The sequence below is a fragment of the Pseudoalteromonas sp. P1-7a genome (assembly GCF_001401855.1).
Classification (GTDB): Bacteria; Pseudomonadota; Gammaproteobacteria; order Enterobacterales; family Alteromonadaceae; genus Pseudoalteromonas.
Genome location: NZ_LKDU01000017.1, coordinates 1 through 14471 on the forward strand (window position 1 = coordinate 1; position 14471 = coordinate 14471).

The window sequence follows — 14471 nt, forward strand, 5'->3', positions numbered from 1 at the left end:
TGGAGAGATAGGGATTTGAACCCTAGATAGGCTACAAACCTATGCCGGTTTTCAAGACCGGTGCATTCGACCACTCTGCCATCTCTCCGCACGGCCTGCATAATAGGGAAACCCATTGGCTTTGTGAAGCTTTTTTTTAAAAAAATTGTTTAAGTGCTTAAAAAACAATTAATTTGTTTAAAGATAAAACAAAAAACTCATTTTTGGTGGTTAAATGAACTTTAATTAAAAAATAACACTCTATTGATCTACAAAGGTTTGCCCAAACATATAAGAGTTGGTAATCTAATTTTAGTTAAATTATCGAAACAAACATGTTTCACTTAAAGGAGCTCTACAATGGCATTTAATCATTCGTACAATACCGCTAAACCGGTAATGTCGACCATTGAAACAAACAAGGTACTTAAAAACACCTATTTCTTACTGGCCATGACATTAGCATTTAGTGCTGTTACGGCGGGTATTTCAATGGCATTACAATTACCTTACTTTATGGGAATTGTGTTCACACTGGTTTCGTTTGGTTTATTATTTGTTGTAAACAAAAAAGCAGACTCAGCTTCAGGCGTATTTTGGGTGTTTGCTTTTACAGGCTGTATGGGCGCAGGCCTTGGCCCACTTCTTAACTATTATGCGGCTATGCCTAATGGCCCAATGCTTATTATGCAGGCGCTTGGTTCTACTGCATTAATATTTTTTGGACTATCGGCTTATGCATTAAACACTAAAAAAGACTTCTCATTTATGGGTGGTTTTTTAACAGTAGGTTTATTAGTGGTTATTGTCGCAAGCATAGTTAACATATTCATTGGCAGCTCGCTAATGTTTATGGCGCTTAACGCAGCTGTTGTGTTAATTATGTCTGGCTTAATCTTATTTGATACTAGCCGTATTATTAATGGCGGCGAAACTAACTACATTCGCGCTACAGTGGCTTTATACTTAAACGTGTACAACTTATTTACTTCTTTACTGCACCTTCTTGGCGCAAGTGATGACTAATTAAATAGTTCTGTTAAAATAGCCCCTTTATTGGGGCTTTTTTATTGGAATTGTTTTGGCGCGATTTGTTCTTTCTTTACATACTCCTCCTTCAGATCATGACTCAACGCAACGTATTATAAAGTTTGCACATGCATGTTTAGCACAAGGCCACACCATAGATGCACTTTTTTTGTATCAAAATGGTATTTATCACGCATCAACTCATTTTGAGCTGGCCTCTGACGAGCTGCAAATCCCTATGCACTGGCAACAACTTGCAGACAAAAATATTAATTTAATGCTTTGCGTTACTGCAGCAGAAAAACGCGGTTTAAGTACAAGCCAAACCGGTGTGTTTACAGTTGCTGGGCTTGCAGAATTTGCCATGCTAGCCAGTGATGCAGATAAATGGATACAGTTTAAATGAAAAATGTTTTAGTCATGAGCCAATCCAGTCCCTTTGATGAACTTAATACCCGCGATGCCCTAGACATGTCGCTTATATTTGCCGCAGTTGATCAAAATATTAGCTGGCTATTTAGCGGCCCCGCCGTGCTTGCTTTAAAACATAATCAATCAACAGAGCAACTGGGTGTAAAAGATTTTTTTAAAAACATCAAAACGCTTGAAATCTATGAAGTAGAAAACATATACGTATGTGAAAAATCATTACTTGATTACAACTTAAACAAATCTCAATTAATTATTGATTCAATCAGCCTCAATTACACTGAGCAACAACAGTTGATCTGCCAGCAAGATTTTGTGGTGAACCTATGAGTACATTACATATTTTTTCTAAGCCACTGGCTTATTACGACTCAACCCAGCTTGAAAACTTAATCAAAGACACTGATAAAGTACTCCTTGTTGGTGATGCCTGTTACGCCGCTAAGCAATATTTTCAATTAAACGATTCGCTATTGTTGCTTTTAGAGGATGCGCATGCACGCGGGGTTAAACTAAGTCCTGGCCAATCAATTATTAATTACGATGAGTTTGTTGCCCTGACACTATCTACTAACCAATCTATTACCTGGTAACCTATGCTTGAATTTAATAATCAACAAATCGATACAGATAAACAAGGCTACTTGCTCGATTACACCATGTGGACAAAAGAGTTGGCCCCTATTATTGCCGAGCAAGAAAACATTATCTTGAGCGAACAACACTGGGAAGTGATTAATTTTGTTCGCGATTTTTATTTAGAATATAACACCAGCCCAGCGATAAGAATGCTTGTTAAAGCCATGGCTAAAGCACTTGGCGAGGACAAAGGCAATAGTATTTATTTGTATAAATTATTCCCGAAGGGGCCTGCAAAACAAGCGACTAAAATTGCCGGATTACCTAAGCCCGCTAGGTGTATTTAATGGTGAATAAACCAATGCATAACCGCGCAACTAAAAGCACTAACAAACGCACTACAGGTAGAACTTACTCACGCAGTGCATTCACTAAAAAAAGCACAACTTCGCGTGAAGTTAAACCCGCGATAGCAGCTAAAGATAGAAAAATTGTTTTATTTAACAAACCATACGATGTGCTTTGTCAATTTACAGATGATGCCAATAGAAAAACGTTAGCTGAATTTATTCCCATTAAAGATGTATACGCAGCAGGCAGACTCGACCGCGACAGTGAAGGGTTATTACTTTTAACAAACTGCGGAAAGCTTCAAAATACCCTTACCGCACCAAGTAAAAAAACCAATAAAACCTATTGGGTGCAAGTTGAAGGCGAGCCAAGTGCAGACGCTATTAATGCCCTATGTAAAGGTGTTGAACTAAAAGATGGTATTACCTTACCCGCAAATGTAAAAATTATTGATGAGCCTGAAGTTTGGCCTCGCGTGCCACCGGTTAGAGAGCGAAAATCGATTCCTACAACGTGGTTAAGCATTACAATTAACGAAGGACGTAATAGGCAAGTTCGTCGTATGACTGCGCATGTTGGGCACCCCACATTAAGGCTTATTCGCTACAGCATTGGTAATTATACGCTTGATGGCATTGAGAGCGCTCAGTACAGTGTTATCAAAGGTGGTAAAAATGCATAAGCCCCATGTGACGGTTGCTGCTGTAGTAAAAAAAGGAGACCGCTTTTTACTAGTAAAAGAGCGAGATAAATTTACTGCTACTATTTGCTATAACCAACCTGCCGGCCATTTAGAACTAGAGGAAACACTGGCTCAAGCAGCCAGCAGAGAGCTTTTTGAAGAGACAGGTTTAACCTTGACCCCAATTGGTTTAGTCGGTATTTACAACTTACATGCAGCAAACGGAATACATTATTTGCGCTTTTGTTTTCTGTTTGATGGCGCTCAAATCACTACTGAGCCCTGCCCAAAAGATGCAGATATAATGAGTGCTGGCTGGCACACTTTAGAGGACATAAAAACGCTGCCTCTCAGAAGCCATCTCGTTTTAAAATGCATTGAAGACAGCCTGAATCGCCCTATTCAGGACGTTAGCTTTATTTATGACGATAATTAAACATTTTCACTTTGTATAATTCTCAAATCTATATAAATAGTCCAAGGCTATAAATTAACTTAATGCTAAACAATTTCGTCCCTGCCTTTTTGAATAATAAAGTGCGCTATCGGCGGCCTTAACAAACTCTTTTTGATCGCAATTATCATCTTCACCAATCGCGTTAATACCCATACTAAGGGTTAAGTAACCGGTAAAACTATCTTCATGAGGGATACGGAGCTCTTCAATTGCCTTTTGAATATGCTCAGCTATAAACAAAGCCCCTTGTTTATCTGTTTGTGGTAGCAATACAACAAACTCTTCACCGCCATAACGCGCTACAAAATCTTCGGTACGGCTTACCGTACACGCTATTGCTTGCGCCACGTTATACAAACATAAATCACCTTCAACATGTCCGTAGCGGTCGTTAAATAGTTTAAAGTGATCAATGTCAATTAAAATAATCGCTAAATCGTCACCACATTCAACAGCTTTTTCAAACTCTTTACTTAGCTTTTCATCAAAACGACGTCTATTTGCTATTTGCGTTAGTGAATCTAAAAACGCCATATCGCGTAAAATATTTTGATCTTCCAAACGTTTGGTCGCATCGTTAAATACAGCAATATATTCATCCCCTAAGTTAATGCCAGATACTTCCATCGTAATCGTATTACCGTTTTTACATGTAACATGATAATCATGCGCGGGGATGTCTTGCCCTGTTTCATTGCCCACTTCTAACGCCGCTTGCCACGTTTTTTTCACAGATTCTCGATAGTGAGGGTCTGGGTATGCATTAACCCACCATTGCTCTAAGTTAGGTAAGTCATCGACGGTATAACCAAATACATCTATAAAGCGTTGATTAACCCTAATAATATCACCTGTTTTCGCACATACATTAGAGATAGGCATAGGCAAAATAGTAAATAAATGGGCGTAGTGGCTCATCTCGTGGCGCTTCATAGGATGATGCATTTTTTTAGATAAGAAACTGTACGGCGCATCTTCTTTTTCGTGCGAAAGTGAATGTTCCATTGTTAATACAAAGTACCACTCTTTCCACCACTTTTGTGTTGCTTCAATTAAAGCTACTTCAGATTGGTTTATTAAATCTAGAGAACTGGAGACAGAATTAAAAATATCATCAACTGGGCAAGCGTGTTGAAAATCTACAGGTAAGGTATGTTTAAAAATTTCATGGAAAAGTTTATAGGCTGATTGCTTAAACTCACTCGTCGGGTTTTCTAGTAACTGCTTCACGTGAAAACTAGAATTTGTGGTATAAAATGTTATTAAAGTCGAAAGTTTTTTTACCTGAAAGGCGTAGTTCATATATTCATTCCATTGAAAATATTAAGGCTATAAATGCAGAGTTAATACAAAAATCCTGCTTGCCTCTTAAATTATTCTGCAAACACAAGGTAATATGCTCAACATTATTATGTGCTCGGACAATAATGGCACCGAAATAACTTTTTACAATGGCTTATTTAAATTTTTCATCATTTTTTATTTCAAATGCGATTCAGTCTTATTTGCTATTTGTTATATGAATAAAATAACGACAAAAACGTGCGTTTGCGCTACTCCTCCCTTTAAGCAAAAACAAAATGCGTGCTATAATCGCGGCCTTTCCAAGTTAACAGCAATCTGTATAAGCGAAATTATTCATGAGCGTAAATAGTCACATTAAAGTCATCGTTGGTATGTCCGGCGGTGTTGATTCTTCTGTATCTGCATATTTATTACAGCAACAGGGCTACCAAGTAGAAGGCCTGTTTATGAAGAACTGGGAAGAAGACGACAATGACGAATACTGTGCAGCCGCTGAAGATTTAAAAGATGCGCAAGCAGTGTGTGACAAATTAGGCATCGAGCTTCATACCGTTAACTTTGCAGCAGAGTATTGGGATAACGTTTTTGAGTACTTTTTAGAAGAGTATAAAGCGGGCCGAACGCCAAACCCTGATATTATGTGTAACAAAGAAATTAAGTTTAAAGCGTTTTTAGAATTTGCTGCCCAAGCACTTGGCGCCGATTTTATTGCTACAGGCCATTATGTTCGTCGTGAATTACGCGACGACAAGTACGTTATGTGCCGAGGCTTAGACGATAACAAAGATCAAAGCTATTTCTTATACACTTTAAGCCATGAGCATATAGGCCAAACCCTTTTCCCAGTAGGTGATATAGCTAAACCTGAAGTACGCCGTATCGCAGAAGAGCAAGACTTAATCACCCACGATAAAAAAGACAGCACCGGTATTTGTTTCATTGGGGAGCGCAAATTTAAAGACTTTTTACAAAAGTTTTTACCTGCTCAACCAGGTGTGATCGAAGACACAGATGGCAACAACGTAGGTGAACACGAAGGGCTTATGTATCATACACTAGGCCAGCGTAAAGGGTTACTAATTGGTGGCATGAAAGAAGGCTCTGGCGAGCCATGGTATGTTGTAGATAAAGACGTTGAGCGCAATGTACTGGTTGTAGGGCAAGGTAAAGACCACCCTCGCCTTTACAGCAATGGCCTAAACGCTAATCAATTACATTGGGTAGACCGTGTTGGCCCGCAAGGCACCACGCGCTGTACCGTTAAAACTCGTTACCGCCAAGAAGATATTAATTGTACCCTTCTCGTTGGCGAAGATGGTATGGCACGCGTATTGTTTGATGAGCCACAAAAAGCCGTTACACCGGGTCAGTCAGCTGTATTTTATACCGATGAGGTGTGTTTAGGTGGTGGTATTATTGATTCGGTGATCAAGTAATGAATGAACACCAAGTCATGGCGCTTGCCGCCATGTGCCAAGTGGCTAAACAAGTACAAAAAATTGCCCAGTACGGCAGTGCAAACGATTCAGATTTAGATGTGCTTTTTACAAGTATTGTACAAACATCTCCCGCATCACCGGTTGATGTTTATCAAGGTACGCATAACTTACGCGACGGCTATAAAACATTAATGGCACAGCTGACTGCTGGCACTCAAAAAGATGTCGAAATAGTTAAGTACGTAGGTGGTTTAATGCAACTTGAACGTATTTTAAATAACGAGCCAAAAAGCTTAGCTGAACTTGGCCGCCGTATCGACGACATTCATCGTCGCTTAGATCACTTTGCCATAACCGATGACACCGTAGTTGCCGGTTTAGCAGATATATACTCGTCGGTGCTAAGCCCCCTTGGGCACCGAATTCAGGTTTATGGTAAACCCGAGTTATTAAAACAGCAGCAAACGCAAAATAAAATTCGTGCACTTTTATTAGCAGGAATTCGCAGTGCTGTATTATGGCGACAAATGGGCGGTAAACGCCGTCACTTTTTCTTTGCAAAAAGAAAAATTCTCGCTATTGCAAAAACAAAAATTTAATTATCGTTCAAAACTAAAATTTAGGAGTTATTATGGAGCTTTCAGCGTTAACCGCTATCTCTCCAGTGGATGGTCGCTACGGCAGCAAAACCACTGAACTACGCAGTATTTTCAGCGAATTTGGCTTAATCAAATACCGCGTAACCGTTGAAGTGCGTTGGTTGCAAGCCTTAGCTGCAGCAAGCGATATTAAAGAGGTACCTGCATTTAGCGAACAAGCCAATGCACTATTAAATGCCATTGTTGATAACTTCAGCGAAGCAGATGCACAGCGTGTAAAAGACATTGAACGCACCACAAACCACGATGTTAAAGCGGTAGAATACTTACTAAAAGAAAAAGTAGCCGATAACAGCGAAATCAACGCTATCAACGAGTTTATCCATTTTGCTTGTACCTCGGAAGATATTAATAACCTATCTCATGGTTTAATGCTTACAGAAGCTCGCGATAAAGTTTTATTACCATACTGTGACCAATTACTTAACGCCATAAAAGAAAAAGCCATTGAGTACAAAGCAGTGCCTATGATGACGCGTACCCATGGCCAGCCAGCTACGCCCTCAACTATGGGTAAAGAGTTTGCTAACGTATACATGCGTTTAAAACGCCAACGCGACCAAATCGCACAGGTAGAAATGCTAGGTAAAATTAACGGTGCTGTAGGTAACTACAATGCCCACTTAAGTGCTTACCCAGATTACGATTGGCACACTCATGCAAGTAACTTTATAACAAGCCTTGGTTTAACGTTTAACCCGTTCACTACCCAAATAGAACCGCATGACTACATTGCCGAACTATTTGATGCTATTGCTCGCTTTAACACTATTTTACTTGATTTTGATCGTGACGTTTGGGGTTACATTGCCCTTAATCACTTCAAGCAAAAAACCATTGCTGGTGAAATCGGCTCTTCAACGATGCCGCATAAAGTAAACCCTATCGACTTTGAAAACTCAGAAGGCAACCTAGGCATCGCAAATGCTATATTTGCTCATCTTGCTCAAAAACTGCCTGTTTCTCGTTGGCAACGTGACCTTACCGACTCTACGGTACTGCGTAACTTAGGTGTGGGCATGGGCTACACGCTTATTGCTTATCAATCGACACTTAAAGGCGTAAGCAAACTTGAAGTAAATGAGCAACGCTTACTCCAAGAGCTTGATCAAAACTGGGAATTACTTGCAGAGCCAATTCAAACGGTTATGCGTAAATACGGTATCGAAAAACCATACGAAAAACTTAAAGATTTAACGCGTGGTAAGCGTGTAAATCAAGAGATTATGGCCGACTTTATTGATGGTTTAGACCTGCCAGAGCATGCAAAAGTTGAAATGAAAAAACTAACACCAGCCAACTACATTGGCCGCGCTGTTGAGTTTATTGACGATTTAGTTTAAGTAGTCAATTGCAAATATAAAAAGCGAAAGGATAATCCCTTTCGCTTTTTTTGTACTAAAAATTATAGGCCTACTCTATGTACCAATTAAAAATAAACACCCTCAGTGAACAAGAATTTTTAAACCAATATTGGCAAAAAAAGCCGCTATTGATTAAACAAGGTTTTACAGACTTTCAAGACCCAATAGAGGCAGAAGAGCTTGCCGGTCTTGCAATGGAAGAAAGCATAGAGTCGCGTATTGTTACTAACCATAATAACGATTGGCAAGCATACCAAGGCCCATTTGAAGACTTTGAAAAACTCACTGAGCAACACGCAACTTTACTGGTACAAGCGGTTGATCATTGGCATAGCGATGCTACACAACTGTTAGAGCCGTTTAGGTTTATACCTAACTGGCGAATAGATGACTTAATGATCAGCTACTCTACCCCTAAAGGTGGAGTGGGCCCACATTTAGACCAGTATGATGTATTTATAATCCAAGGTGAAGGTAAGCGCCATTGGCGTGTTGGCTTGCCCGACCCTACTCTTAAGCAATTTACACAAAATAAAAAACTACTCCAGGTTGAGCAATTTGAAGCGGTAATAGATTGTATTTTAGAACCCGGCGATATTTTATATATACCACCTGGGTGCCCACATGAAGGCTATGCTATAGAAAACGCCTTAAATTATTCAGTGGGTTTTAGAGCGCCTAACCAACAAGACTTATTTTCGAGTTTTGCCGATCATATTATTGATACTGACAGCGGCCAAAAACGCTATTCTGATCACACATTAACGCTAAGAGACGCTAAAGGTGAGCTTTTAGATAGCGAAGCCAATAAAGTTAAAACCCTTATGCAAGCGCTTCTTAATAACGATGAGTTATTTAAACAATGGCTGGGTAACACCCTAAGTCAGCCCAAGCATGAAATGGACTTAGCACCGCTTGAAGCCCCTTTAACTTGCGAACAAATGAGTGAATTAATAGCCTGCAATAACGATGAGTTTGAGCGTTTAGGTGGCACACGTGCTATTTTTCAGCAATGTGAAGATACCTTACTGCTAAGCATTAATGGTGAGAACTATTTATTACCCCTCTCGGATTTAAAAGCCGTTAGACTTTTAACTGATAATAGTTATTTTAACACTGAAGATTTAGACCAAGCCCAACCTAGCCTAGTTTTTATTCAAACCTTTACTACACTAGTTAATGAGGGAGTTTGGTTTAACTAGGGGTGTTCTATGAGCTATCAAGTTAATAAAGTAGAGTGGGATATACAAAAAGACCTGCTACAACAAATACGTGAAAAGGTTTTTGTATACGAATTACACATCCCCAAACGCATAGAATTTGATAGCCTCGATAAAATTGCTCACCACGTTTTAGTGACTGATGAATGCAAATTGCCTGTTGCTACAGGCAGGCTTTGTACCGACGGGTTAATAGGCCGAATTGCTGTACTGCCAGAGCACCGAAATCGTCATGTATACACATCGCTGCTGACCTTTATTGTTCAACTAGCCGCAAACGACGGCCATAAAGCCATTAGTATTAATTGCATATTAAATGAAGTAGAGCGTTTTAAGCAAAATGGGTTCAAGCAGCAAGGCACTGTATTTATGGAAGCAGGCATACCCAGACAGCGTATGCTCTGTGAAGTATCGCAGTTTGTTACCAAACCCTTTACGTTAGTACATTAAAAAAGGGCGTAAATTGCCCTTTTAGATGTTCATACATGCGTCTTTCTATTTTGGCTCATTGGCCCAAAGTTGCTCGTTTTCATGCATTTCGTATAAACCATGAGCACGGTTTATAAGTAAGTTAGCAAAATCGACTTGGGTTTTATCACGAGCGCCAACACTCATTATTTGATCGGCTTTTAATTGCCATTGTAACGAAAAATAACGCATGGCATCGCGTGCATCTTTTGCTGCACTTACTTCAGCATGATCTGTTGGTAAGCGCCCTGTTATTACCCAATAGCTCTTGCCGTTTTGTGCTTTAAATTTCCACATAGCACACAGTGGCGCTAAAAAACGGCTATCTTTGTCTATTACTGATTTAGGCATAATGCCTTTTTCTGCTAAATATTTTTGAGCGTTTTGAAAACATTCGCGTTGCCAAGCAACACGTTGCTGCTCTATTTGTGCTTGCTCTTGCGCTGTTAATGGTTTTTTTTCTTCTTGCTGCATTTTATTAACCTTTACTGCTTTTTTTTACACTCTAAGTGCATAATAAATAAGGTGCAAGCATAAAACAGCTGCTTTGCACCTTAAATACATCATTTGATTTGTTTTTAGCCACAATTACGTTTAAACAATAATAAATCGCTGTTATTTTATATTATGATCAAACGAGCCCACATCTCCTGGGAACACCACTGGCGATTCAATCCCGTCATTACTTATCGCTGCAACACCAAAATAGTAGTTATCAATAACCACATTTTTAAGTGTGGCCGTTGTAACTTTCCCAACATCTTGGCTAAATTGCCATTGTGGCTCACTGGTATAGCGCCAATAAATACGATAACCGGCTATATTATCATCATCTGACTTTTGCCACGAAAGCGTAGTATTAGCCTTAACCGCGCCTTCAATTTTCACCTGCTTAGGGGGTGCTGGGGCCCACGCCATTGAAGCCATAGTTACAGCGTTAAGCGAGGTAAGTTTTGCAGTGTAGTCAAAATCAACACCATCTATTGTATCGCCATAAACCACGCCATTTTCAGTGCGCAAGTCTTGATGCTGTCGGTCGTAATGCTCGTTAGTTTCCATAATTCTGACTGCAGCAAAACCTGCATCGTTAAAGGGTCTATGGTGCCCACCTCGGCCAAATCTATCTAACCGGTAAACTAACATTGTATCTAAATTTGGGATGTACCTATCAGCAATAGTATCTATATAGCGGGCTAAATTACGGCTCGCTGAGTCTACCTCACCGCCGGTAAATCGCCTCGTACGCGCCTGCTCTTTAGTTTCTACTACACGTGTTCCTTCAGAAAATATGCGTGCCGTTGTATTGTCGGTAACGCCATTAATACCGGTAATGTTGCCAATCATATCGTTATTTAAAACGCCATGAACTTGCCAATCATGCTTTTGCGCATACGCTGTGAGTATTTTACCACCAAACAAGCCTTGCTCTTCGCCCGAAAGTGCCGCATATACAACTGAGCCATTAAATTTATATTTGCTAAGTACACGTGCAGCTTCAATAACACCTGCCACGCCCGAGGCGTTATCATTGGCACCTGGTGAATCACTGGTAAAGTCCATAACATCACTCACGCGCGAATCAATATCGCCCGACATAATCACCATTCGGTTTGGCTCAGTACTGCCGCGCTGAATTGCAACAATGTTTACTACTTCAACAGGATTAGGGATTCGTTTTTCACCTGATATGGTGTCTTTAACTTCAATTACTTCTAGGCAGCCACCACATTGCGCTGATATTTTCTCAAACTCTTTTTTGATCCAACGCCTTGCAGCGCCTATGCCCCGCGTATCTGACTTAGTGTCAGAAAGCGTATGGCGAGTTCCGAAATCCACCAGCGTTTGTATATCACTCCCAATACGCTTAGCTGATACCTCGGCTGCAATATCATGTAGCTTTTGTTGTTCTTCATATTTTATGCTGGCATGAGCGTGTGCTATTAACCCTGCCGTACAAGCAAAAGCTAACGCACTCAATTTAATAAGTTTAGTTGTAATAGAAAAAGGGGTTTTGCGCATTATAAGCTCCTTATTTTTTACCTTACCTTTACTCAACAACCTAGTTAGTGCAACTATTTTGAGTTAAAGCTTTATACAAGTAAGCTCAACTGTAAAAATTAACCACAGTTACACACGCCTCCCTCGTTTATGCACCAAGCGTATTACAAACCTTGTTACATAAATATGTTATATACATTGCGTGTTTTCGTGGCAAACTAACAAGGTGTTTTATTTGTAATTGTAATCTATGCGCCAGCTTAAAGCCGATACGGTCTCTGCCAATTTAATAGCCTCTAGTAACAACCAATATGGGCCTATTTGTGTTTATCAAAATACGGCCTATCGCTGGTTAACACTTTCCCAAAATGCACAAAGCGATATTACTATTCAAGGGGTGATGAGCCTTAATAAAAATGAACAACTACTGATTGCGGTTAATCAATGTATGCTGTTATTTTTACTAAAAACAGCAGAGCCACTTCGGGTTTTAAATTTAGGTTTAGGCACTGCGGGCATTGAACGAGCCATTCATTATTTACATAACAAAACAGCTTATATAAATAACGTAGCTGTGTTTGACAGTGTAGAAATAAACCCCGCGATGATAAGCGTTGCTAAGGAGCATTTTAGTTTGCCCGCTAATCATACGGTGCACGTACAAAATGCAGAGTTGTTTGTTGCAACGTGCACGCGTACATACAATGTCATCACAATTGATATTTTTAGTGGCGATGTACACCAAGACTTTTTATCCGATAGTGTATTTTGGCAAAACATACGTCGCTGCAGTGAGCAAACCGCACAAATTATTATAAATTTAAACCCTAAAACAGGAAAAGAGCTTCAAGCTTTACTCGTCCTGTTTAGGCAACACTTTAGCTGCATCGCCCTTATAGAGTTTAACGAGTACAAAAATATTGTCGTGATACTTTCTCAGCTAAGCTTAATGCACATCAATAAAGAAGAAATAGCTCATTCGCTATTATTTAAAACATGGGCGCCCACCCTTCACACCGACATAAACAGCATTTATCACATAGAGTAATTTATCGCCCAGGTTCGTGTTTTTCATAGCATGGTAAACGGGTTTCTAATTGCTCCCAATTGGCTTTAGAGGTAACAAAATTATGCGAAATGACCTGTTCAGTAATATCACTGTCTATCAACCCTAAACGTATACGCAAGCGTGATTCATCCAGAGCGTTCGCACTGTAAATGGGTGATCCACATGTTTTACAAAAAAAGCGCGCACGCCCAGGTTTAAAATTAAATTCAGTTAAATTATCTTTACCTTTGGTAAGTGTAAAATCGCGAGTATTTACAAAACCATTTGTGGCAAAAGCAGTCCCGCTGTTTTTTCTGCATAGTGAGCAATGGCAATGAATGATTTGAGAAATAGGCCCTTTAATTTCAATGCTTACCGCTTTACATAGGCACGTTCCTGTATACATATAATCCCTTTATTATTTTAATTTGTGTGTTGTTAGCTATTTTACCCGTTTAAAATATAAACGTCAGCAGATTAGATACAACACAATATTGGTTGACTAATTTACAGTAAATTGGTTACATAGATTTCAAGGTTTAAAAATTAAAACCCATGTATTGGTATACCAATTTATATACTTACATTAGTAAAAGAGGGATTATGCGCGTTAAATACAGCTTACTATTAGTGGCCTGCTCAGGATTATTAGCCTGTAGCCAAAACAATCAAAACGCCCCCTCTGCAAAGTGGCTACTAGTAGATAACTTTGAACAACCACTAAAAGGCTGGACAAAGGCCGACACAGACAATCAAACTCAACCTTATGTCGCTAACCCACAAGTGACTAAAATAGAGGTTGAGGAGACAACCAAAGGGATTAACCATTTTTTAATTAAAAAGCCCGCCGAAAAGGGGATTGTTGGAAACCGTAAAGCCCTTAGCTATAAAAAGCTGCCAAAAACAGTGCCAGTTGGCGAAACCTACACTTTTTTTACACGTATTAATGTTGCCTCTTTTCCAAATAACCATGCTTTTGGCTTAAGTAATTTAGAGCCAGAGCAAATAAACGTTCATGGCTACGATGCCTTCGAAGCCACTCTTCGGGTTACAGATAAAACCGAATCAAACGGTTTAGTTAATACCGGTGCGCTAATGGTCAAAACTGATAAGGGCTATAGTAATATCCAAAACTATGCACAAGCGCAATCGGCTCAACCACTTGATACAAACAGTTGGTACAACATATGGTACGTTGTTAATAATGCATCGGTAAAAATGCAAGGTCAGCAATACAATGTATACGTGCAAGGCGGCGAATTTAAAAACCAAACCTTAGTATATAAAAATGCCACCTTTAGAATGAAACGCGAACGCCCACTTAGCTACTTTTTAGCTACCTGCAATACGGGCCCTCACAAAAATCCTTACGGAAATGGGGGGGTACGCTATGACGACATTTACATGATTAAAGGCGTAAACCTTACAAACCCTCTTCGATAAAATTAGCGGTATCATTTAGTC

Annotated in this window: 18 protein-coding genes and 1 tRNA gene; 14 read left to right on the forward strand and 5 right to left on the reverse strand. The window is 39.6% G+C overall.

Translation table 11 applies throughout. The annotated features are described in order from the left end of the window. Positions 1–88: transfer RNA gene (locus AN389_RS11600), tRNA-Ser, on the reverse strand. A 251-nt stretch (positions 89–339) separates the two neighbouring features. Here AN389_RS11600 and AN389_RS11605 point away from each other — a divergent pair. Genes AN389_RS11605 through AN389_RS11635 form a run of 7 tightly spaced genes read left to right on the forward strand, consistent with a single transcriptional unit; the run spans position 340 to position 3485 of the window. Further along, on the forward strand, positions 340–1005 hold the full coding sequence (locus AN389_RS11605; protein ID WP_055019843.1) for a Bax inhibitor-1/YccA family protein: 666 nt from the start codon (positions 340–342) through the stop codon (positions 1003–1005). Positions 1006–1060: 55 nt separating this feature from the next. After that, positions 1061–1414, forward strand: coding sequence for a sulfurtransferase complex subunit TusD (gene tusD, locus AN389_RS11610; protein WP_055014280.1), 354 nt, complete (start codon positions 1061–1063; stop codon positions 1412–1414). Next, on the forward strand, positions 1411–1767 hold the full coding sequence (locus AN389_RS11615) for a DsrE family protein (RefSeq protein WP_055014281.1): 357 nt from the start codon (positions 1411–1413) through the stop codon (positions 1765–1767). The genes tusD and AN389_RS11615 overlap by 4 nt, the downstream gene beginning before the upstream one ends. Then, a complete protein-coding gene (gene tusB, locus AN389_RS11620; protein WP_055014282.1) occupies positions 1764–2030 on the forward strand; it encodes a sulfurtransferase complex subunit TusB in 267 nt (88 codons plus the stop codon). The genes AN389_RS11615 and tusB overlap by 4 nt, the downstream gene beginning before the upstream one ends. A gap of 3 nt (positions 2031–2033) precedes the next feature. Then, positions 2034–2363 (forward strand): TusE/DsrC/DsvC family sulfur relay protein, encoded by a 330-nt coding sequence (locus tag AN389_RS11625; protein WP_055018461.1) that lies wholly within the window; start codon positions 2034–2036, stop codon positions 2361–2363. Next, positions 2363–3049 carry a pseudouridine synthase gene (locus AN389_RS11630; protein ID WP_055014284.1) on the forward strand — a complete coding sequence of 229 codons (687 nt, stop codon included), beginning with the start codon at positions 2363–2365 and terminating at the stop codon, positions 3047–3049. Before AN389_RS11625 ends, AN389_RS11630 begins: the two co-directional genes overlap by 1 nt. After that, the gene (locus AN389_RS11635) at positions 3042–3485 is read left to right on the forward strand and encodes an NUDIX domain-containing protein (RefSeq protein WP_055019844.1); all 444 of its coding nucleotides are present in this window, start codon (positions 3042–3044) and stop codon (positions 3483–3485) included. The genes AN389_RS11630 and AN389_RS11635 overlap by 8 nt, the downstream gene beginning before the upstream one ends. Positions 3486–3539: 54 nt before the next feature. Here AN389_RS11635 and AN389_RS11640 read toward each other — a convergent pair whose 3' ends face one another. Further along, positions 3540–4808 (reverse strand): sensor domain-containing diguanylate cyclase, encoded by a 1269-nt coding sequence (locus tag AN389_RS11640; protein WP_055018462.1) that lies wholly within the window; start codon positions 4806–4808, stop codon positions 3540–3542. Between the two features lie 338 nt (positions 4809–5146). On the opposite strand from AN389_RS11640, the gene mnmA reads away from it, so the two are divergent. From mnmA to AN389_RS11665, 5 genes are all read left to right on the forward strand, one after another. Continuing rightward, positions 5147–6247 (forward strand): tRNA 2-thiouridine(34) synthase MnmA, encoded by a 1101-nt coding sequence (mnmA, locus tag AN389_RS11645; protein WP_055019845.1) that lies wholly within the window; start codon positions 5147–5149, stop codon positions 6245–6247. Beyond that, positions 6247–6849, forward strand: a complete 603-nt coding sequence (gene hflD, locus AN389_RS11650) for a high frequency lysogenization protein HflD (protein ID WP_055014288.1) — start codon at positions 6247–6249, stop codon at positions 6847–6849. The genes mnmA and hflD overlap by 1 nt, the downstream gene beginning before the upstream one ends. A 32-nt stretch (positions 6850–6881) precedes the next feature. After that, positions 6882–8252 (forward strand): adenylosuccinate lyase, encoded by a 1371-nt coding sequence (gene purB, locus AN389_RS11655; RefSeq protein ID WP_055019846.1) that lies wholly within the window; start codon positions 6882–6884, stop codon positions 8250–8252. A gap of 77 nt (positions 8253–8329) precedes the next feature. Then, positions 8330–9475 (forward strand): cupin domain-containing protein, encoded by a 1146-nt coding sequence (locus AN389_RS11660; protein ID WP_055019847.1) that lies wholly within the window; start codon positions 8330–8332, stop codon positions 9473–9475. Positions 9476–9484: 9 nt separating this feature from the next. Beyond that, the gene (locus tag AN389_RS11665; RefSeq protein WP_055014291.1) at positions 9485–9943 is read left to right on the forward strand and encodes a GNAT family N-acetyltransferase; all 459 of its coding nucleotides are present in this window, start codon (positions 9485–9487) and stop codon (positions 9941–9943) included. A gap of 45 nt (positions 9944–9988) precedes the next feature. Here AN389_RS11665 and AN389_RS11670 read toward each other — a convergent pair whose 3' ends face one another. Beyond that, positions 9989–10435 carry a DUF4826 family protein gene (locus tag AN389_RS11670; RefSeq protein WP_029772653.1) on the reverse strand — a complete coding sequence of 149 codons (447 nt, stop codon included), beginning with the start codon at positions 10433–10435 and terminating at the stop codon, positions 9989–9991. Between the two features lie 141 nt (positions 10436–10576). Beyond that, entirely contained in the window at positions 10577–11980 is a 1404-nt protein-coding gene (locus AN389_RS11675) for a M28 family metallopeptidase (protein ID WP_055019848.1), read from the reverse strand. Positions 11981–12209: 229 nt separating this feature from the next. On the opposite strand from AN389_RS11675, the gene AN389_RS11680 reads away from it, so the two are divergent. Further along, positions 12210–13007: a hypothetical protein gene (locus AN389_RS11680; RefSeq protein WP_055019849.1), complete on the forward strand. Its 798-nt coding sequence runs from the start codon at positions 12210–12212 to the stop codon at positions 13005–13007. Between the two features lies 1 nt (position 13008). On the opposite strand, the gene AN389_RS11685 is transcribed toward AN389_RS11680, so the two are convergent. Next, positions 13009–13413: a GFA family protein gene (locus AN389_RS11685; protein WP_055019850.1), complete on the reverse strand. Its 405-nt coding sequence runs from the start codon at positions 13411–13413 to the stop codon at positions 13009–13011. Positions 13414–13610: 197 nt separating this feature from the next. Between AN389_RS11685 and AN389_RS11690 the strand changes: the two genes are divergently transcribed. Next, positions 13611–14450: a hypothetical protein gene (locus AN389_RS11690; RefSeq protein WP_055019851.1), complete on the forward strand. Its 840-nt coding sequence runs from the start codon at positions 13611–13613 to the stop codon at positions 14448–14450. The last annotated feature ends 21 nt before the right edge of the window (positions 14451–14471 follow it).